The organism is Nocardioides caeni, assembly GCF_004912195.1.
GTDB lineage: Bacteria > Actinomycetota > Actinomycetes > Propionibacteriales > Nocardioidaceae > Nocardioides > Nocardioides caeni.
In genome coordinates, this window is the sequence record NZ_STGW01000002.1 from 323760 (window position 1) to 341157 (window position 17398).

Genomic DNA, 17398 nt, shown 5'->3' on the forward strand with positions numbered 1-17398 from the left:
GTCAGTCTACGGATGCCGACGGCACCTTCCGCATCCGACGCGCGTCCCGCACGGCGCGGGTGACATTGCGCACCTCGGCCTGTCCGCCGCGCAGCGGGCTGAGGAGGACCACCGTCAGGGCGATCAGCCACGGCTTGAGCCGGACCAGGAGGTTCTCGCCGTAACGGAAGTGGACGGCGAACAGGTTGCGATACATGTAGTACCCCTTCCAGCCCGCCAGGTCGTGCTGCTGGTCGAAGTCGAGCTGGCGCACCAGCACCGCGTCGCGGACGGCGAGGATCGGGAAGCCCGCGCGCCGCGCCCGGATCGCGAAGTCCACGTCGTCGTAGAAGATGAAGTAGGACGGGTCGGGCAGGCCGATCGCGTCGATCACGGCCCGGCGGACGAAGAAGCCCTCGAAGGCGACATTCTCGACGGGGACGGTGGCCGGCATCTGCGACCTCCGGGAGTACGTCGAGTCGACGCTCGCCGTCTTGGGGCGGATCGCGAGCGGGTTGGCGAGATCGAAGCGCACAGCAGCCTTCTCGACGAGCTGCCCGCGGCGGTCCTCGCGCACGGCGATGAGACAGGGACCGTCGACCTCGAGGAGACGGGTGAGGCAGTCGGGCGCCGGGACCACGTCGTCGTCCATCAGCCACATGGCGTCGTGGCCGTCGGCGTGGGCGCGCTGCAGGCCGAGGTGGAAGCCGCCGGCGCCGCCGAGGTTGTCGGCGCTGCGGATCGGGACCAGGCCCGGGAGCGTGGAGCGGGCGAGCACGTCGGCGGTGTGGTCGGTGCTCGCGTTGTCGACGACGTAGACGGCGTCGGGTGCGCGCTCGAGCCGGCCCAGGCCGGCCAGCATGCCCTCGAGCAGGTCGGCGCGGTTGAAGGTCACCACCACGACGGCGACGCTCTCGGCGCTCATCGCAGGAACCTCCGGTGGCCGGTGAAGTCGCCGCGCAGACCGGCCGCGGCCGCGCGTGCGCTGAGCGGGATCCGGCCCGGCTGCGGCCTGGTGAACAGGTAGAACCAGATCGTCTTGGCCCAGAAGAGCAGCACGTGGATCCACCCGCGGTAGGCCCGCAGGTTGAGGGTGTTGTTGCGGGCCATGCAGTAGTGCTTGAGGTCGCTCGCCGTGTGGTTGTAGGTCGTGCGGCCGAACATCATCGGCGTGCCGAGGTCGTCGGTGGCCGGGTGCAGGAAGTGCGCGTCGACGACCGTCGCGATGCGGGCACCGGCCCGCTCGGCGCGCCAGAGGTACTCGACGTCGTCGCCCCAGATGAAGAACTCCTCACGCGGCAGGCCGATGCGCTCGACCAGGTCGCGGGTGACGAGGACGCCGTTGAACGGGATGACGACGTCGTCGATGAGTCCGTCGCGGGCGGCCGCCTCGACCGCGCTCATCTCGTGCACGACCTTCGTGCCGCCGGGGAGGCGGATCGGGAAGCAGAGCCGGCCGGGATCCTGCTCGGCGAGCACGGCCGGCCCGCAGAACTCCAGGCCGTCGCGCTCGACCCGCTCCAGCAGCAGGGGCAGGCAGTCGGCGTCCGGCAGTCCGTCGTCGTCCATCAGCCAGACCAGGTCCGCGCCCTCGTCGATCGCCCAGCCCAGTCCGGTGTGGAAGCCGCCGGCGCCGCCGGTGTTGGTCGGCAGGGTGCGGTGCTCGACGCCCTCGGCACGCAACCACTCCCCCGTGCCGTCGGTCGAGGCGTTGTCGACGACGAGGATCCGCTCCAGGCCGGCCTCCTGGCGCAGCCGCGGGACGAGACGCTGCAGCATCGCCAACCGGTTGAAGGTCACGACGACCGCCTGCACACGCACGGCCCCGACCCTACTGAGTCCGGAAGGTCTAGAGGTGATCGGGAACGATCAGCGCGTCCGGGTCGAGTCGGGGCGGCACGGCGGCGAGCGCCGCCTGCACCAGCGCCGTGCGGACCTTGAGCAGGGCCGCCCGGCGGATCCGCCCGCCGCCCTCCTGCCCCGGCAGGCCCGCGATGACGTCGGCGACCTCCTTGTCGGAGTACGCCGGACGGGTGCCCGGCTCGACGTCGACGTCGGGCAGGGCCACCAGGACCGGCAGCACCTGGCTGCCCAGGGAGTCGAGCAGTTTGAACCGCTGATAGCGGTCCATCGAGTCCCAGAACTCGTCGACCGGGACGCCGCTGCGGCGGACCTTGCGGTCGGCAGCCAGCACCGTCTTCGCCGCCCCGGCCAACGCGGCCGTCAGCTCGTGCTCGGTGAATCGCATGGGTCCCAGCATGGCCGATGGCCCGCCCGAAGGCCCGCCCGAAGGCCCGCCGGGCAGCCCGACTGACAGCCCGATAGCGTGATCCCGTGGACACCGCTGCCGTGCTCTCGCTGTTGCAGGACGTCGCCGCCCAGGTGATCACCCCACGCTTCCGGGCCCTCGGGTCCGGTGAGGTCTCGGAGAAGAACCCCGGCGACCTCGTCACGGTCGCCGACCACGAGTCCGAGGCGCTCATCACCGCCGCGCTCCGCGACGCCCATCCCCGGGCGCTCGTCCTCGGCGAGGAGGCGATGGCCTCCGACCCGAGCCTGATCGAGCAGTTCGCCTCCGCCGAGCACGCCTTCACCGTCGATCCCGTCGACGGCACCAAGAACTTCGTGCACGGCTCCCCCGATCACGCGGTGATGGTGGCCGAGGTCCGCGGCGGCGAGGTGACGCGCGGCTGGATCTGGCAGCCCCAGCACGAGGCGTCGTACGTCGCCGAGCGCGGCGCGGGCGCCTGGTTGAACGGCGAGCGGCTGACCGTCACGACGAGTGTCACTGCGCCGTACCGCACCGCCCGGAGGGCGTGGGTGGGCCGCGACCTGCCCTGCCTCGGCACCCTGGAGCTGACCTGGGCCTGCTGCGGCGTGGACTACCCCCGACTCATCGCCGGCGACGCGGCCGCGCTGGTCTACAGCCGCAGCATGCCGTGGGACCACCTGCCCGGCAGCCTGATCCTCACCGAGGCTGGCGGCGTGATCGGCGACCACGAGGGCGGGCCCTACCGCCCCCAGGCGCCGTCGTCGGGCCTGATCGCCGCGCCCGACCGCGACACCTACGACGCCGTGCGCGCAGCGCTGACTGCCTGCCCCCTGGTGGTCGAGGAGCCCGCGAGGGACGAGCGGGCGTCTCGAGACCCCTGTGCGGACCTCGTTGAGGTGACCACAGACATCTCGTGACGCTCGCTGGCGCTCGCTCCTCGATGACCTCGATCTAGCAGGCCGCGGCGACGTCCTCGGTCTCGTTGGCGGCGTAGCCGTCGTTGCGGGACCCGAGGGAGCCGCCGGTGACCTTGCCCGACCCCTTGCGCTTCGTTGCCTTCTTCGTGCCCTCGGCGCGGTCGATCGCGTCGGACACCATCTGGCGGACGAGATCGATGTCGGGGTCGGCGGTGTTGACCCGGGGCGGCACGAGCGACACCGTCGAGACCTTCTCGCCGCGTGCGCGCAGGGCGAGCTCGACGAAGTCGTTGAGCGCGCCGCCGGGGATGTCGGTCTGGAGCATGGCGCTCGACGCCTCGGCGATCTCCTGGAAGTTGGTGAGCGCACGGCGCGGGTCGACCTGGGTCAGTAGCGCGGTCATCACGCACTTCTGGCGGGCCATGCGGGAGTAGTCGTCGCTGCCCTCGCGAGCGCGGGCGAACCACAGCGCGTCGTGCCCGTTGAGCGTGCGCTCGCCGGGCTCGATGTAGCCGGTGACGTCGCTGCCGAGACCGCCGACGGGGATCCGGTCGCGGACGTTGAGGGTGACGCCACCGAAGGCGTCGACCAGCCGTCGGAAGCCGGCCATGTTGACCATCATCCAGTAGTTGATGTCGAGGTCGGTGATGCCCTCGATCGCCATGATCGTCGCGTCGATGCCCGGGGTGTCGGAGGCGAAGAGGTCGGTGTGGTCCTCGGCCCAGGTGCTGACCCCGTTGAGGTAGCAGCCGTCGCAGTCGAAGCCGTCGGGGAACTGCTCGTCCATGACGGATCCCTCCCGGAACGGGAAGTTCTCCATATTGCGCGGGAGGCCGATCATCACGGTGCGGCCGGTGACGGCGTCGATCGAGGCGACGGTCATCGAGTCCGGGCGCAGCCCCCAGCGGTCGGCGCCGGAGTCTCCGCCCATCAGCAGGATGTTGTAGCGACCGTTGTGGGCCTCGCCGATGTCGCCGCCGACGAACTGGGTGAGCCAGGCGTGCTGGGCGGCGGCGAGGTGGGCGCCGAAGAGCATCGTGCCGGCGACGGAGAAGCACAGGATGCCGTTGACGCCGACGACGGCGCGGCGATGCGGGAGCCGCAGGCTGAGCGGCTGGCCGATGCGCCAGGCGTCGACGAACAGTGCCGCCCAGGCGATCGCGCCGACGAGCAGCAGCACGCGGGCCCAGCCCATGAACGTGGCGTTGAAGGCCAGCCAGTAGGCGAAGGGCCGGTGGATGGCCACCACCGCGACGCCGGAGAGTACGACGACCAGGGTGACCAGCCAGATCCGCACCGCGATCCGCCCGACCCTCCGGTTGCCCGCGATGAGCTGGGCGGACCCGGGCACGAGCAGGGTGAAGCCCATCAGGGTGAGGGCGCGGCGGAAGCGGACTCGTGCGGCGCGCTCCGCCACCGCGTCCGGCGCCTGCGTGCGCGCACCCGTCTCCGACACCCGCCCAGTATCACCAGCCACACAGGTCCCACGGGCCACGACGCGCCGGGGCCGGGACCGCGGCCGGGCCGATCACCGTGCCCGACAACAGCTCGGGCAGCAGCTCAGGCAGCAGCGAGCCGGGCGATCTCGTCCGCCGAGGCATTGGCGCCCGTGCACACCACCGCCGCCGGTCCGCTCGGCGCGCCGCCGTCAGCGAGGACGGCGCGGAGTCCGGCGAGCGAGGCCGCCCCCGCGCCCTCGGCCAGCGTGTGGGCGCGGGCCGCGAGCAGCCGCGCCGCGGCGTCGATGTCGTCGTCGGAGACCAGCACGAAGTCGTCGAGACGCCCGTGCAGCAGCCGCTGCGGGAGCGGGTAGCCCGTGGTCGTCGCCAGGCCCGCTGCCCGGGTCGTCGCTGCGGCCTCGACGATCTCGCCGGAGCGCCACGACCGCCAGCCGGCCGGGGCCGCCGCGGACTGCACGCCGACCACGCGGGTGCCGGGCGAGAGCTCGTCGCGCACCAGGCACGCCCCCGCCGCCCCCGTGCCGCTGCCGATGGGCACGACGAGCAGGGCAAGGTCCGCCCCGGTCTCCCGCGCCTGACCGAAGAGCTCCAGGTAGGCCGTCGCGTGGCCGAGCACGATCCGCGGGTCGGTCGGGCACACGAACGAGGCGCCCGACTCCCCCGCCCGGCGGCGCGCATCCGCGGCCGCCTCGCCGAGCGTCGTACCGCTGACCACGACGTGGGCACCGAGCGCGGCGACCGCGTCGCGCTTGACCGCCGGAGCGCTCGCGGGCATCACCACGGTCGCATCGACGCCGGCCAGGCGGGCGGCGTAGGCGACCGACTGCGCATGGTTGCCCGTCGAGCACGTGATCAGGCCGCGGCGTCGCTCGACGGCGTTCAGCGTCGAGGCGAGGTGGACCCCGCCCCGCACCTTGAACGAGCCCGTCGGCAGCACGTGCTCGTGCTTGACCAGGACCTCCGCGCCCACCGCGCCGTCCAGCAGGGGGTGGGCCTGCAGCGGTGTCGCCGGCAGCTCGGCCCGCACCGCCTCGGCGGCCCGCAGGACGTCGGCGAAGGTCGGGTCGGTGTTCACCGGTCCATGGTCGCCGACCGGACACCTATCGGTCCAATAGTTGTGATCGCAGTGATTCATCGACAATGCCGATATGAACGGTAGGATCGTCTCGTGATCGACCTGCGCCGCCTCGAGGCCCTCGTCGCGCTGCACCGCACCGGATCGGTGTCGGCCGCCGCCGCGGAGCTGCACTACGGCCAGCCGACCGTCTCCCACCACCTGCGGCGCCTGGAGGCCGAGACGGGCAGTGTGCTGCTGCAGCGTGTCGGCCGCGGGGTCCGGTTGACCCCCGACGGGGAGCGGCTGGCCCGCCGCGGCGAGGAGATCCTCGGTCTCCTCGCGCGGGCCGAGGGCGAGCTCGCCGCGTCGACCAGCCTGCAGGCCGGCCGGGTGCGCCTGGCCGCGTTCCCCTCCGGCGCCGCGACCGTCGTGCCGGAGGCGCTGGTGGTGCTCGCCGAGCGCCACCCCGGCATCGAGCTCGACCTGGTCGAGGCGGAGCCGCCGGAGGCGTTCGAGCTGCTCCGGTCGGGCGCGGTCGACCTGGGACTGACCTTCGCCTACCCCGACCAGCCCGAGCCGGAGCAGATCACTTCGGTCCCCCTGCTCGACGACCCGTTGCACCTCGTCGTCGCTGCCGACGACGGGCCGGCGCCGGACGACCTCGCCGGCCTGTCCGGTCACGCATGGATCACCGGGTGCGAGCGCTGTCGTCGCGAGCTGCTCGCCCTGTGCGAGGACGCAGGCTTCGCCCCCGCGATCGCCTTCGCGAGCGACGACTACGTCGCGGTGCAGGCTCTCGTCGCCGGAGGGATGGGCGTCACCGTGCTCCCCGGCCTGGCGCTGCGCGCCCACCGGCACCCGGGGATCGCCACGCAGCCACTGGCGGCCTTGCGCCGGGTCCAGCTGTCGACGTACGGCGCGCCACCGCGGCCGCCGGCCGTGGACGCGGTCGCCGCGGCCCTGGCGACCGCGGCCGCTGCCGGCCTCAAGGACTGAGGCGGCCGGCCTCGATCTCCTGCCGCCGCGCGAGGCGGTGGGCGCGGCGGATCTCCGCCTCCCGCAGCCGGCGCCGGTCGTGGTCGGTCTCGGCCTCCAGGTCCGGCACCGGTCGCGCCCGCCCCGCCGCGTCGATGGCGACGAACACGAAGTAGGCCGACCCGACGTGGCGCACCTCGGTCGCCAGGTCCCACGGCTGGGCCTCGATCCGGACGCCGATCTCCATGGACGAGCGGCCGGCCCAGTTGATCTGCGCGAAGGTCCGCACGATGTCGCCGACCCGTACTGGCTCGAGGAAGGCCATCTCGTCGAGCGCCGCGGTGACCGCCGGTCCGCCGCTGTGCCGCTGGGCGACCACCCCGGCCGCCGAGTCGGCGAGCTTGAGCACCTCACCACCGTGGATGTTGCCCAGCAGGTTGGTCTGCGCGCGGGAGGTGACCGAGGCCAGCTCGATCCGGGAGTACGACGGCGTGCGAGCCGCCACGATTTCGCTCACCCCCTGACGGTAGCGTCAGCAGGCATGGCAGGGCGTGACAGCGGCGGCACCGGATCCGGCAATCGATCCGGCGGCGACGACTTCGACTGGATCTACGGCAGCGGAGGTTCGGGTGGACCGGCCGGTCCGGCCGGAGGACAGCCCGGCGGGGAGCGGAACGATCCCGAGCCGACCCGCCGCATCCCCGTCCAGCGGCAGCAGCCGCTCCCCCCAGTGCGCCAGCACGGCGCGACCCGCGAGCCCTACGCCTCCCCGACCCCACCGTCGTGGACACCCCGCCGCAACCCGTGGAAGCGCCCGCGGACCTATGTCCGGCTCGTGATCGGCCTGCTCGTGGTGTGGCTCGCCTTCCTCATCGCGGTCCCGTTCTTCACGTGGAGCAAGGTCGACAAGGTCGACTACGAGCCCGACGGCGACCGTCCGGGCGAGCAGCCCGGCACGACGTACCTGCTCGTCGGGAGTGACTCGCGCGCCGGCCTGTCGGCCGAGGAGCGCAAGGCGCTGCACACCGGCGACGCGGAGAGCGAGCTCACCGACACGATCATGCTGCTGCACACCGGCGACGGCCCGACGACGCTGGTGTCCATCCCCCGCGACTCTCCCCTGGAGATCCCCGGGTTCGGCGTCAGCAAGGTCAACTCCGCCTTCGCCAAGGGTGGCACTCCCCTGCTGGTGCAGACGCTCGAGCAGGCCACGGGTCTGCGTATCGACGGCTACGTCGAGATCGGCTTCGGCGGTCTCGTCGGCGTCGTCGACGCGGTCGGCGGCATCGAGATCTGCCCCAAGAAGCGGATCCGGGACCGCGACTCCGGCCTCAACGTGAAGAAGGGCTGCCAGGACGTCGATGGCATCACTGCGCTGGCCTACGCCCGCGCCCGCAAGCACGACCGCAACCTGTCCGACCTGGCCCGCGTGCAGCAGCAGCGGGAGGTCGTCGCGGCCGTCGGCGAGAAGGTGCTGTCGCCATGGTCGGTCGTCAATCCGGTCCGCTACTGGCAGCTCAACGCCGCGGTGCCCGACTTCTTCCGCTTCGGCGACGGCATGGGTCCCGTCGACGCGGCCCAGTGGGCGCTGGCGATGGGCGACCCGGCCCGGTCCTGCACCGTACCGCTGGCGGCGGTGGCGGGCGATTGGGACGAGGAGAGAGCAGCCCAGCTGTTCGACACCCTCGCCGAGGACCGCACCGGTGACATCACCGAGGACCTCTGCACCGCCACCGGCCTCGCCGACTGACGCGCCGGCCGGCACCCCATCGATCCCGAGGAAGACGACATGACCTACGAGACCCTGTCCTGCGAGATCGACGACGACGGCGTCGCCACGCTCACGCTCAGCCGCCCCGACGCCCTCAATGCCTTCGACCTCACCATGGCCCGTGAGCTCGAGCAGTTCTTCGCGGTCGACGCCCACGACGACGCGATCCGCGCCATCGTGGTGACGGGCGAGGGACGCGCCTTCTGCGCCGGCATGGACCTCTCCGCCGAAGGCAACGTGTTCGGGCTGGACGAGAGTCTCTCCCCGACGCCGGAGGAGTTCCGGGCGTCCTACGACCAGGCGCCCTACGACGACGGGATCCGCGACACCGGCGGCAAGGTCACGCTGGCGATCCACGCGCTGCCCAAGCCCGTCATCGCCGCCATCAACGGCCCGGCCGTCGGCATCGGCGCGACGATGACGCTCGCCATGGACATCCGGATGGCCTCGGAGAAGGCCCGGATCGGCTTCGTCTTCGGCCGCCTCGGCATCGTCCCGGAAGCGTGCTCGAGCTGGTTCCTCCCACGGATCGTCGGCATCCAGCAGGCGCTGGAGTGGGTCTACTCCGCCGAGATCCTGACCGCCGAGCAGGCACTCGCCGGCCGGCTGGTCCGCAGTGTCCACGCCCCCGACGAACTCGTCGCCGCCGCCCAGGAGCTGGCCCGCACGTTCGTCGTGGACCGCTCGCTCGTGGCACTGGGCCTGGCCAAACGGCTCATCCATCGCAACGGCGCCGCAGCCCATCCGCTCGAGGCCCACCTCACCGACTCGCTGGCGATGTACTGGACCTCGGTCGGCGACGGCAAGGAGGGCGTCGCCGCCTTCCGCGAGAAGCGGGCACCCCGCTTCACCGGCAGGGCCTCGGAGCTGCCCGCCATCGAGTGACGGCGGCCGGCCTGGCTCACATGGCTCACATGGCCATGAACAGGATCTCCTCGCGCGAGTACTCGCGTCCTGGGTGCTCCTCGGCCAGGTGCGCCTGCACCCTCTCGACCAGCTCGTCGTCGGTGTCGCCCCGCAGGGTGACGTCGCAGGGACAACGCAGGCTCGGCATGGTTCCTCCCGGAGGGTGAGGGATCTCGGAGGCTCCACTCTAGGGCGTTGGCCCCTGTCGCTCGTCTCGATACGCCGCCTCGTTCCTCGGCGCGCGGCGGGGCGGTGAAAAAACAACTCCGGCCGCCCCTGATGGGGCGGCCGGAGTGTCGAGGCTGGGGTGTCAGACGGTGGCGTCCTCGCGGCGCCGACCGTAGGTCACGCCGCCGGCGCCAGCGGCCAGCAGGCCACCGCCGAGCAGCAGCCACATCATGTTGGGGCCACCGGAGTTGGGCAGGTCCTCGCCGTCGTCGGTGTCGCCGTCCTCGGCGAGGCGGAACACCAGCGAGGCGTCCGAGGGGAGGAACTGGTTCGGGTCGTCGGGCGTGAACTCCGCGGTGACGAGGTAGCGACCTTCGGGAAGGCTCGGGCCCGCGATGGCCACCGGCTCATCCACGAAGTGGACGGTGGTCGAGAGCAGCGGCGCGGCGGCGACGGCGCGCGCCGTGCGGGCAGCGCTGCCCGCCGGCAGGAGCTCGACCGCGATGTCACCCTCGGGCGGCGTCGGGAAGTTGGCGGTGGCGCTGACGAACAGCGTGACCGGCTTGCCGGGACCGTCGGACTGGACCTCGATGATGGTCTCAGTCGGGAGCGGACCCCCGGCGTAATTGTCATCTGCGCTGGCCGACGTGGCCGGCACGGCCACGAGCGCAGCGGACAGGGCACCGAGTGCCACGAGCTTCTTGAGCACGACATCCTCCTTGAACTACCCCATGCAACGACCCGGCTCGTTCAAGGTGACGGGTGTGCTTTGTGTGAAGCCTAGCGGGTCCTCACCCTGACGTGGGAGTGGTCTCCACCAGGTGGCCGAAAACGACTGATCTGTTGTCGGTGTGGAAGATCTCCGAACAGGTCAGGAGCGTGATCAATGAACTGACGCCCTCGGGCGGGTTGATCTCCCCGGCGTCCGGGTTGACGGGCTGCTCGTCGAGCACCCAGGTCTCGGTGAAGGGGATGATCAGGTCCTCCCCGCCGCTGTCCAGGACATAGGTGTAGGTGGCGGCGCGGGTCTGCACGATGACCTCGTCGCCCGGCTCGAGCGAGGGGAACTCGGCGAACGGCTCGCCATGCGTGACGCGGTGGGCCGCCAGCACGTAGTTGCCCTCCATCCCGGCATCCGCGGTGTCCTCCATGTGACCGATGCCGGCCGCGAGGACCTCGTCGCTGGACCCCTCGAGCACGGGCATCGCGTAGTCGGGCCCGAAGCGCGGGATCCGCACGATCGCGGTCGCGTTGCCGAACTCGGTGCGGACGACGTCCTGGCCGCTCTCCCAGCCCTCGCCGATCGCGTCGCGCACCTCGTTCTGGCGCCGCTCCGACTGCCAGTTGGTGCCCCAGAACTGCCAGGCGACCCAGCACAGGACGGCGATGCCGGCCGCGATGAGGCCGCATCCGGTCCAGAAGGTGACCCGGCGCCCGGTCGACTTCTGCTCGGTCTCCTGCTCGGGTCGGGAGCGGCGTCGTCGTACGCGCTCGGTCGTCGCAGTGCCCCCCGGGGTCTCCGGGTCCGGTGCGTCGAGGTCGGTGTCCGACATGGCATTCCCTCCTGTGCGGCCGCTCCTCGACCGCACACCCGGGTCAACGCTACGCCGTCACGGGCGTCACGGGCACCGAAGCCCGCGATCCCGCCGCTCAGCCGCCGTCGCGGGCGTCCCCCCGCCGGCGCCCCCACCCGAGGACGCCGGCGCCGCTCGCGCACAGGGCACCACCGACGAGCAGGAACAGCACCGACGGACCACCGGTGTCGGGGAGGTTGCCCGGGACGGGATCCTCCTCGCCACCGGTCTCGCCCCCGCCGACGTTGAAGACGCCGGCGTTGCGGCAGCCGACGAAGGCGCTGTCGTCAGGGGTGAAGGCCATCGTGACGAGGTAGCTGCCGCGCGGCAGGCGCGGGCCGAGGACGGTGCGCGGCTCGCCCTCGTAGCGCACGGTGCGGGTCCAGACCACCCCGGCGAGGGCACGACCGGCCCCCGCACGCGTCGCAATCGCCAGGTCGACCGAGCCGGTGAGCAGGGTCGTCGTGTTGGCTGCGACCTCGATCTCGATGCGGGGCCGCTCACCCACCTTGATCCGCGGCGCGTCGACGGTGCACGAGGTCGGCACGGTGGGTGAGTAGTTGAGGTCGTCGGCCCTGCTCGGCGACGCGAGCAGCAGGCTGGGGACGAGGAGGCTCGCGAGCACTCCCAGACGAATGACGGATTGACGCATTGGCACCAACTCCAGCGGACGTTGGCCTCCTCCCAAAGGAAGCCACCCACCCGGACCAACGGGCGGATGTGATCTTCGTTACGTTCGCCCGAAACGTCGTCCGCCGGCCCCTTCCGCCGCCCGAGCCCGATCCGAGGATCAGAGCTCGCTCTGGACGCCGGCGAGCAGCTGGCGAGCCATCACGATGCGCTGGACCTGGTTGGTGCCCTCGTAGATCTGCGTGATCTTGGCGTCGCGCATCATCCGCTCGACGGGGTAGTCGCGGGTGTAGCCGTAGCCGCCGAGGACCTGCACCGCGTTGGTCGTCACCTCCATGGCCACGTCCGAGGCGAAGCACTTCGCGGCAGCCCCGAAGAACGTGAGGTCGCTGTCGCCGCGCTCGGAGCGACCTGCGGCGGCGTAGGTCAGCTGACGGGCGGCCTCGATCTTCATCCCCATGTCGGCGAGGAGGAACTGCAGACCCTGGAAGTCCGCGATCGACTTGCCGAACTGCTGGCGCTCACGGGCGTAGTCCAGGGCGTAGTCGAGCGCGCCCTGGGCGACGCCGACTGCCTGGGCCGCGATGGTGACGCGGGTGTGGTCGAGGGTGCGCATGGCGTACTCGAATCCGAGGCCCTCCTCGCCGATGATCCGGTCGGCGGGGATCGTGACGTTGTCCAGGTAGACCTCGCGCGTCGGTGAGCCCTTGATGCCGAGCTTCTTCTCGGGTGCGCCGAACGAGACGCCCGGGTCCGACTTCTCGACGACGAAGGCCGAGATGCCCCTCGACCGCGCGTCAGGGTCGGTGGTCGCGAGGACGGTGTAGAACTCCGACTCCCCCGCGTTGGAGATCCAGCGCTTGGTGCCGTCGAGCACCCAGTGGTCGCCGTCGCGGACCGCACGGGTGCGCTGGTTCGCGGCGTCGGAGCCGGCGTCGGGCTCGGACAGGCAGTAGGAGAAGCCGCCCTCCCCGCTGGCGAGGCGCGGCAGGTACTTCTGCTTGAGCGCGTCGCTGCCAGCGATCATCACCGGCAACGACCCGAGCTTGTTGACCGCGGGGATGAGGGACGCGGAGACGTCGGCCCGGGCGATCTCCTCGATCACGATCACCGTCGCGAGGGCGTCGGCTCCCGCGCCGCCGTAGGCCTCGGGGACGTGGGGCGCGTGGAAGTCGGAGGCGACGAGGGCGTCGTGCGCCTCCCGCGGATAGCGGGCCTGCTCGTCGACCTCGGCGGCGTAGGGCGCGATCTTGTTGTCGCACACGGCGCGGACGGCCTCGCGGATCGCCTGCTGCTCCTCGGTCAGGGCATACATCGGGCTCTCGCTCACGGCGTTTCCTCCCTCAGGGCCGGCTGTGGTGGACCGGCGACGTTCGAATCGGTACTCAGTATCTTAAAGTCGAGACTGAGTTTCGTCCAGTTAGCCTAGGCACGTGCCCACCACCGTTCGCGACCGCCTCGTCGACGCCGCCTTCGAGCTCTTCGAGCAGCAGGGGTACGACGCCACGACCATCGACGACATCGCCGCCCGGGCCGACACGAGTCGCAGCACGTTCTTCCGCCACTTCCGGGGCAAGGACGACGTGGTGCTGCCCGACCACGACGCGTTGCTGGCGCGGGTGGGCGAGCGGCTGTCGATGTCGGCACCGGGCAGCCGCGCCATCGCGCTGCGCGAGGGCGCCCGGGTGCCCCTCGACCACTACCTCGCCGAGGGGCCCACGGCGATGGCGCGCTATCGCCTCGCCAGCACCATCCCCTCGATCCGCGACCGCGAGATCGCCAGCGTGCAGCGCTACGTCCGGCTCTTCGCCCAGCACGTGCACGGCTGGCTCGAGGACGACACCGACGGTCCGCTGCGGGCGGAGCTGGTCGCCTCCTCGATCGTGATCGCGCACAACCACGTGCTGCGCCGCTGGCTGCGCGGCGAGCAGGACGAGCCCACGACCCGCGCCGGCCTCGACCGCGCCCTCGACCGCGCGCTGCTGGCCCTGCGCGCCGACCCCAGCGCCGGCGGCGCGACGATCGTCATCTCCGGTCCGGACCCGGACGTCGAGCAGGTGCTCGAGCAGGTGCGCGCGGCGCTCAACGCGCCGCGCTGAGGATGCGCTGAACATGCGGCGGACCGGGAAGAGCCGGGCACCGCGGGATGTTGGAGCGGCATGACCCCTGCACACCTCGACCCGGCCGCGATCGACCTGATGCTCGATGACCTCGAGACCTGGGCGGTCGTGGGGCTCTCCGGGGACCCGAGCCGCACCGCCTACCGGATCGCGGCCCTGTTGCAGCAGCAGGGCAAGCGGATCGTGCCGGTGCATCCCTCGGCGCCGACCGTGCTCGGCGAGCAGGGCTATGCCACGCTCGCCGACATCCCCTTCCCCGTCGACGTGGTCGACGTGTTCCGCCGCTCCGAGGACGCCGGCCGGTTCGCCGACGAGGCGGTCGCGATCGGCGCCCGCGGCGTGTGGTTCCAGCTCGGGGTCATCGACGAGGCCGCCTTCGAGCGCACTCGTGCGGCGGGGGTGCCCATGGTCATGGACACCTGCCCGGCGATCGAGTGGCGCAGGCGGTCATCGAGCTGACGTCAGCCTGCGCCCCGGCCAGCCGACGACCCACTCCAGCGGGCCGCGCCGGCCGAACAGCGTGAACGCCGCGCCGATGCCGAGCACGACAGCGACGTGCCACCCGAAGGTCCCGGTCTGCTCGGCGGGCCAGACGTCCGGTGAGCGCATCGCCACGTGCAGCGAGTAGAGGGACAGCGGCATGGCGCCGGCCCCCGCGACCAGGGCCGCCGCAGGACGCAGGGCACCCGGCAGCACCGCGACGACCGCCAGGCAGAGCCCGATCGCGATGAGCGCGCTGCCGATCGTCTGGGCCAGGTCGAACGGGGTGGCCGAGTGGGGCGCCGCCGTCAGCAGCCACTGCCAGGCCGCCCCGGTGGGCGTGGTCCCGTGCTGGCTGTCCTGCAGGAGCCGCCGCACCTCGTCACCGGTCAGCACCCGGCCCGGAATCAGGGCGGCGCGGACCGAGCCGGTGGACAGGCACAGCTGGGAGACGGCGATGGCGAGGACCACGAGCACCGCGCCGCCGCCGATCAGCTGCCGCGGCACCTCACGCCGACGCAGGTCGATCCGGCCCAGCGCCATCCCGGCGAGCAGGTAGGCCAGCCACGGGACGGCCGGGTAGTAGCCGGTGAGCAGGAGCTCGCTGACGAGCTGGCCCGGCTCGGTGAGCGCACCGAGGTCCGGACTCTCCCAGCCCCGCTCCGGCAGATCGGGCCGCACGAGGTGCGACAGGACGGGAGCCGCGACGACCCACCCGGCCGCCAGTGCCGCCAGGTGCGAGGCCCGCAGCGCGAGGAACGGCAGACCCAGGCAGAACAGCACGGCGTAGTAGGTCAGGATGATGGCGAGGCCGGTGTCGAGCTCGCCGAGCAGCAGGCCGAGGGCGCCGATGAGGACCGCGCGCGCCGCCAGGCCGCCGGTCGCACGTCCCAGCGGCACGCCGCGCAACGGGGTCGATCCTCCCGACAGCAGCGCCATGCTGAGGCCGGCGAGGACGGCGAAGAGTGCGGAGGCCCGACCGCCGGCCAGCTCCTGGACGACGGTGAGCTCGCCCGAGGCGGTGCGGCCGTCGAGCACGTGCGTGGCGATCATCCCGACCAGCGCGACCGTGCGCGCCAGGTCGACGCCGATCAGGCGGCCGGGGCGGGCGATCCTCGCCCAAGCGGACACCGGTTCAGGCCAGACTCACGCGGGGGGCCCGCCGGCGCTGCGCTCGCGCACGACCGCGCCCTTGGCGTGCGCCGCGTCCTTGAGCTCGGCCTGGAAGGCGGTCATCCGCTGCTGCAGTGCCGGATCGGTCGCAGCCAGGATCCGCACCGCCAGCAGGCCCGCATTGCGGGCTCCGCCGACCGCGACGGTCGCGACCGGCACGCCCGCCGGCATCTGCACGATGGACAGCAGGGAGTCCATGCCGTCGAGATACTTCAATGGCACCGGAACCCCGATCACGGGCAGCGGGGTGACGGAGGCCAGCATCCCTGGCAGGTGGGCGGCTCCCCCGGCACCGGCGATGATCACCGACAGCCCGCGCCCGGCGGCGTCGGCGCCGTACTGCAGCATCTCGTGGGGCATCCGGTGCGCCGAGACGACATCGGCCTCGAAGGCGATCCCGAACTCCTCGAGCGCCTCGGCCGCCAGCTGCATCACCGGCCAGTCGGAGTCCGAGCCCATCACGATGCCCACGCGTGCCGTCATGGGCATGACCCTACTGGCGGCACCTGCTGGTCATTCGCTGTGGTTGCCGAGGTCCCCCCGGAACCAGGCCGCGGCGTGGCGGCCACGCTCAAGGCAGTCCTCGAGGTCGTCGCCGAAGACGTTGACGTGGCCGACCTTGCGGCCCGGGCGCAGGTCCTTGCCATAGAGGTGGACGCGCAGTTGCGGGTCGCGCGCCAGGGCGTGCGGATAGCCGTCGTAGAGCCGTGCGACCTCACCGAGGTCGTCGTCCCCGCCGAGGATGTTGACCATGACCGACCACCTGGCCCGCGGTGCGGGCGAGCCGAGCGGCAGGTCGAGCGCGGCGCGCAGGTGGTTCTCGAACTGGCTGGTGACCGCGCCGTCCTGGGTCCAGTGGCCGGTGTTGTGGGGGCGCATCGCGAGCTCGTTGATCAGCACGCAGGTCTCGCCGTCGGGCGTGGTCGCCTCGAACAGCTCGACGGCGAGGATCCCGGTGACGCCGAGCTCGCCGGCGATCCGCAGCGCGAGCTGCTGTGCGCCCGCGGCCACCGACTCGTCGAGATCGGGCGCCGGCGCGATCACCTCGCGGCACACCCCGTCGACCTGCAGCGTCGCGACGACCGGGTACGCCGCCGCCTGACCGCTCGGCGCACGGGCGACGAGCGCGGAGAGCTCGCGCCGGAACTCGACCAGCTCCTCGGCCAGCAGCCGCACACCGGTGCGCTCGGCCGCCGCCAGTGGCTCGGCCGCGTCGGCGGACGTCCGCACGACCCACACGCCCTTGCCGTCGTAGCCGCCCCGGCTGACCTTGAGGACGCAGGGCAGTCCGAACGCCTCCACGTCGGCCAACGACTCGACGACGGCCCAGCGCGGCTGCGGGGCCTCCAGGCGCGCCATCGCCTCGCGCATCACGATCTTGTCCTGGGCATGGACCAGCGCCTCCGGGCCCGGGTGGGCGATGACGCCGTCGGCGGCCAGCGCCCGCAGGTGCTCGGTCGGCACGTGCTCGTGGTCGAAGGTGACGACGGAGCATCCGGCCGTCACCGCGCGCAGCGTCGCGAGGTCGCGATAGTCACCGACCTGCTGGTCGGGGATCACCTGCGCGGCGCTGACGCCCTCGGCCTCGGCCAGCAAGCGCAACGGGACACCCATCGCGATGGCCGGCTGCGCCATCATCCGGGCGAGCTGGCCGCCTCCGATGACGGCGATGCGGGGCGCGCGCTCGGGCGCTGGTTCGCTCGTGGACACGGCGAAACCCTACGCGGAACGCGTCGGGGTTCAGCTGCCGGTGTCGGCGATGGAGAGACCGGTCTCGAACCGGAGCCCCTGACCGCGGATCGTCGTGATCAGTTGCGGATGCCGGGTGTCGTCGCCCAGCTTGCGCCGGACCCACCCGAGGTGCACGTCGATGGTCTTGGAGGACGTCCAGAAGGTGACGCCCCACACGTCGCGCA

Annotated in this window: 21 protein-coding genes; 6 read left to right on the forward strand and 15 right to left on the reverse strand. The window is 72.2% G+C overall.

Going from position 1 to position 17398, the window contains the following annotated elements; translation table 11 throughout:
* Position 1: 1 nt before the first annotated feature.
* Genes E9934_RS05285 through E9934_RS05295 form a run of 3 tightly spaced genes read right to left on the reverse strand, consistent with a single transcriptional unit; the run spans position 2 to position 2227 of the window.
* Positions 2–904 (reverse strand): glycosyltransferase family 2 protein, encoded by a 903-nt coding sequence (locus E9934_RS05285; protein WP_136561809.1) that lies wholly within the window; start codon positions 902–904, stop codon positions 2–4.
* Positions 901–1800 (reverse strand): glycosyltransferase family 2 protein, encoded by a 900-nt coding sequence (locus E9934_RS05290; RefSeq protein ID WP_238694780.1) that lies wholly within the window; start codon positions 1798–1800, stop codon positions 901–903. Before E9934_RS05290 ends, E9934_RS05285 begins: the two co-directional genes overlap by 4 nt.
* 28 nt (positions 1801–1828) lie before the next feature.
* Positions 1829–2227 (reverse strand): hypothetical protein, encoded by a 399-nt coding sequence (locus E9934_RS05295; protein ID WP_136561810.1) that lies wholly within the window; start codon positions 2225–2227, stop codon positions 1829–1831.
* Positions 2228–2313: 86 nt separating this feature from the next.
* Between E9934_RS05295 and E9934_RS05300 the strand changes: the two genes are divergently transcribed.
* A complete protein-coding gene (locus tag E9934_RS05300) occupies positions 2314–3168 on the forward strand; it encodes an inositol monophosphatase family protein (RefSeq protein ID WP_136561811.1) in 855 nt (284 codons plus the stop codon).
* 34 nt (positions 3169–3202) lie between these two features.
* Here E9934_RS05300 and E9934_RS05305 read toward each other — a convergent pair whose 3' ends face one another.
* Positions 3203–4624: an LCP family protein gene (locus E9934_RS05305; RefSeq protein WP_238694781.1), complete on the reverse strand. Its 1422-nt coding sequence runs from the start codon at positions 4622–4624 to the stop codon at positions 3203–3205.
* Between the two features lie 104 nt (positions 4625–4728).
* Entirely contained in the window at positions 4729–5703 is a 975-nt protein-coding gene (locus tag E9934_RS05310) for a threonine ammonia-lyase (RefSeq protein WP_202977200.1), read from the reverse strand.
* A 93-nt stretch (positions 5704–5796) separates the two neighbouring features.
* Here E9934_RS05310 and E9934_RS05315 point away from each other — a divergent pair, with 93 nt between their 5' ends.
* Complete coding sequence (locus E9934_RS05315; RefSeq protein WP_136561813.1) at positions 5797–6681, forward strand: LysR family transcriptional regulator; 885 nt, start codon at positions 5797–5799, stop codon at positions 6679–6681.
* On the opposite strand, the gene E9934_RS05320 is transcribed toward E9934_RS05315, so the two are convergent.
* The gene (locus tag E9934_RS05320; protein ID WP_136561814.1) at positions 6671–7177 is read right to left on the reverse strand and encodes an acyl-CoA thioesterase; all 507 of its coding nucleotides are present in this window, start codon (positions 7175–7177) and stop codon (positions 6671–6673) included. The genes E9934_RS05315 and E9934_RS05320 overlap by 11 nt on opposite strands.
* 24 nt (positions 7178–7201) lie before the next feature.
* On the opposite strand from E9934_RS05320, the gene E9934_RS05325 reads away from it, so the two are divergent.
* Together E9934_RS05325 and E9934_RS05330 are read left to right on the forward strand one after the other, a co-directional pair.
* The gene (locus E9934_RS05325) at positions 7202–8410 is read left to right on the forward strand and encodes an LCP family protein (RefSeq protein WP_136561815.1); all 1209 of its coding nucleotides are present in this window, start codon (positions 7202–7204) and stop codon (positions 8408–8410) included.
* A 39-nt stretch (positions 8411–8449) separates the two neighbouring features.
* Positions 8450–9316, forward strand: a complete 867-nt coding sequence (locus E9934_RS05330; protein WP_136561816.1) for a crotonase/enoyl-CoA hydratase family protein — start codon at positions 8450–8452, stop codon at positions 9314–9316.
* Between the two features lie 25 nt (positions 9317–9341).
* On the opposite strand, the gene E9934_RS05335 is transcribed toward E9934_RS05330, so the two are convergent.
* The 5 genes from E9934_RS05335 to E9934_RS05355 all read right to left on the reverse strand — a co-directional run bounded on the left by E9934_RS05335 (position 9342) and on the right by E9934_RS05355 (position 13024).
* Positions 9342–9485, reverse strand: a complete 144-nt coding sequence (locus E9934_RS05335; protein WP_136561817.1) for a DUF1059 domain-containing protein — start codon at positions 9483–9485, stop codon at positions 9342–9344.
* Positions 9486–9647: 162 nt separating this feature from the next.
* Positions 9648–10214 carry an LPXTG cell wall anchor domain-containing protein gene (locus E9934_RS05340; protein WP_136561818.1) on the reverse strand — a complete coding sequence of 189 codons (567 nt, stop codon included), beginning with the start codon at positions 10212–10214 and terminating at the stop codon, positions 9648–9650.
* An 82-nt stretch (positions 10215–10296) separates the two neighbouring features.
* On the reverse strand, positions 10297–11058 hold the full coding sequence (locus E9934_RS05345; RefSeq protein WP_136561819.1) for a class E sortase: 762 nt from the start codon (positions 11056–11058) through the stop codon (positions 10297–10299).
* A gap of 97 nt (positions 11059–11155) precedes the next feature.
* Positions 11156–11731 carry an LPXTG cell wall anchor domain-containing protein gene (locus tag E9934_RS05350; RefSeq protein WP_136561820.1) on the reverse strand — a complete coding sequence of 192 codons (576 nt, stop codon included), beginning with the start codon at positions 11729–11731 and terminating at the stop codon, positions 11156–11158.
* A 138-nt stretch (positions 11732–11869) separates the two neighbouring features.
* Positions 11870–13024, reverse strand: a complete 1155-nt coding sequence (locus E9934_RS05355) for an acyl-CoA dehydrogenase family protein (RefSeq protein WP_136561962.1) — start codon at positions 13022–13024, stop codon at positions 11870–11872.
* 118 nt (positions 13025–13142) lie between these two features.
* Here E9934_RS05355 and E9934_RS05360 point away from each other — a divergent pair, with 118 nt between their 5' ends.
* Positions 13143–13808, forward strand: coding sequence for a TetR/AcrR family transcriptional regulator (locus E9934_RS05360; protein ID WP_136561821.1), 666 nt, complete (start codon positions 13143–13145; stop codon positions 13806–13808).
* Positions 13809–13868: 60 nt separating this feature from the next.
* Positions 13869–14288: a CoA-binding protein gene (locus tag E9934_RS05365; protein ID WP_136561822.1), complete on the forward strand. Its 420-nt coding sequence runs from the start codon at positions 13869–13871 to the stop codon at positions 14286–14288.
* On the opposite strand, the gene E9934_RS05370 is transcribed toward E9934_RS05365, so the two are convergent.
* From E9934_RS05370 to E9934_RS05385, 4 genes are read right to left on the reverse strand one after another with little or no spacing between them, the layout of a single operon-like run.
* Positions 14277–15440: a heparan-alpha-glucosaminide N-acetyltransferase domain-containing protein gene (locus E9934_RS05370; RefSeq protein WP_136561823.1), complete on the reverse strand. Its 1164-nt coding sequence runs from the start codon at positions 15438–15440 to the stop codon at positions 14277–14279. The genes E9934_RS05365 and E9934_RS05370 overlap by 12 nt on opposite strands.
* Positions 15441–15455: 15 nt before the next feature.
* Positions 15456–15965, reverse strand: a complete 510-nt coding sequence (purE, locus tag E9934_RS05375) for a 5-(carboxyamino)imidazole ribonucleotide mutase (RefSeq protein WP_136561824.1) — start codon at positions 15963–15965, stop codon at positions 15456–15458.
* 30 nt (positions 15966–15995) lie between these two features.
* Positions 15996–17192 carry a 5-(carboxyamino)imidazole ribonucleotide synthase gene (locus E9934_RS05380; protein ID WP_136561825.1) on the reverse strand — a complete coding sequence of 399 codons (1197 nt, stop codon included), beginning with the start codon at positions 17190–17192 and terminating at the stop codon, positions 15996–15998.
* A gap of 30 nt (positions 17193–17222) precedes the next feature.
* Entirely contained in the window at positions 17223–17390 is a 168-nt protein-coding gene (locus tag E9934_RS05385; RefSeq protein ID WP_275106615.1) for a winged helix-turn-helix domain-containing protein, read from the reverse strand.
* Positions 17391–17398 lie beyond the last annotated feature (8 nt).

What these genes read in the sequence shown, in the direction of transcription:
- E9934_RS05335 (WP_136561817.1), bottom strand. Translation starts at nt 9,485, where the DNA reads ATGCCGAGCCTGCGTTGTCCCTGCGACGTCACCCTGCGGGGCGACACC.
- E9934_RS05295 (WP_136561810.1), bottom strand. Translation starts at nt 2,227, where the DNA reads ATGCGATTCACCGAGCACGAGCTGACGGCCGCGTTGGCCGGGGCGGCG.
- purE (WP_136561824.1), bottom strand. Translation starts at nt 15,965, where the DNA reads ATGACGGCACGCGTGGGCATCGTGATGGGCTCGGACTCCGACTGGCCG.
- E9934_RS05350 (WP_136561820.1), bottom strand. Translation starts at nt 11,731, where the DNA reads ATGCGTCAATCCGTCATTCGTCTGGGAGTGCTCGCGAGCCTCCTCGTC.
- E9934_RS05325 (WP_136561815.1), top strand. Translation starts at nt 7,202, where the DNA reads ATGGCAGGGCGTGACAGCGGCGGCACCGGATCCGGCAATCGATCCGGC.
- E9934_RS05355 (WP_136561962.1), bottom strand. Translation starts at nt 13,024, where the DNA reads ATGTATGCCCTGACCGAGGAGCAGCAGGCGATCCGCGAGGCCGTCCGC.
- E9934_RS05365 (WP_136561822.1), top strand. Translation starts at nt 13,869, where the DNA reads ATGACCCCTGCACACCTCGACCCGGCCGCGATCGACCTGATGCTCGAT.
- E9934_RS05345 (WP_136561819.1), bottom strand. Translation starts at nt 11,058, where the DNA reads ATGTCGGACACCGACCTCGACGCACCGGACCCGGAGACCCCGGGGGGC.
- E9934_RS05330 (WP_136561816.1), top strand. Translation starts at nt 8,450, where the DNA reads ATGACCTACGAGACCCTGTCCTGCGAGATCGACGACGACGGCGTCGCC.
- E9934_RS05285 (WP_136561809.1), bottom strand. Translation starts at nt 904, where the DNA reads ATGAGCGCCGAGAGCGTCGCCGTCGTGGTGGTGACCTTCAACCGCGCC.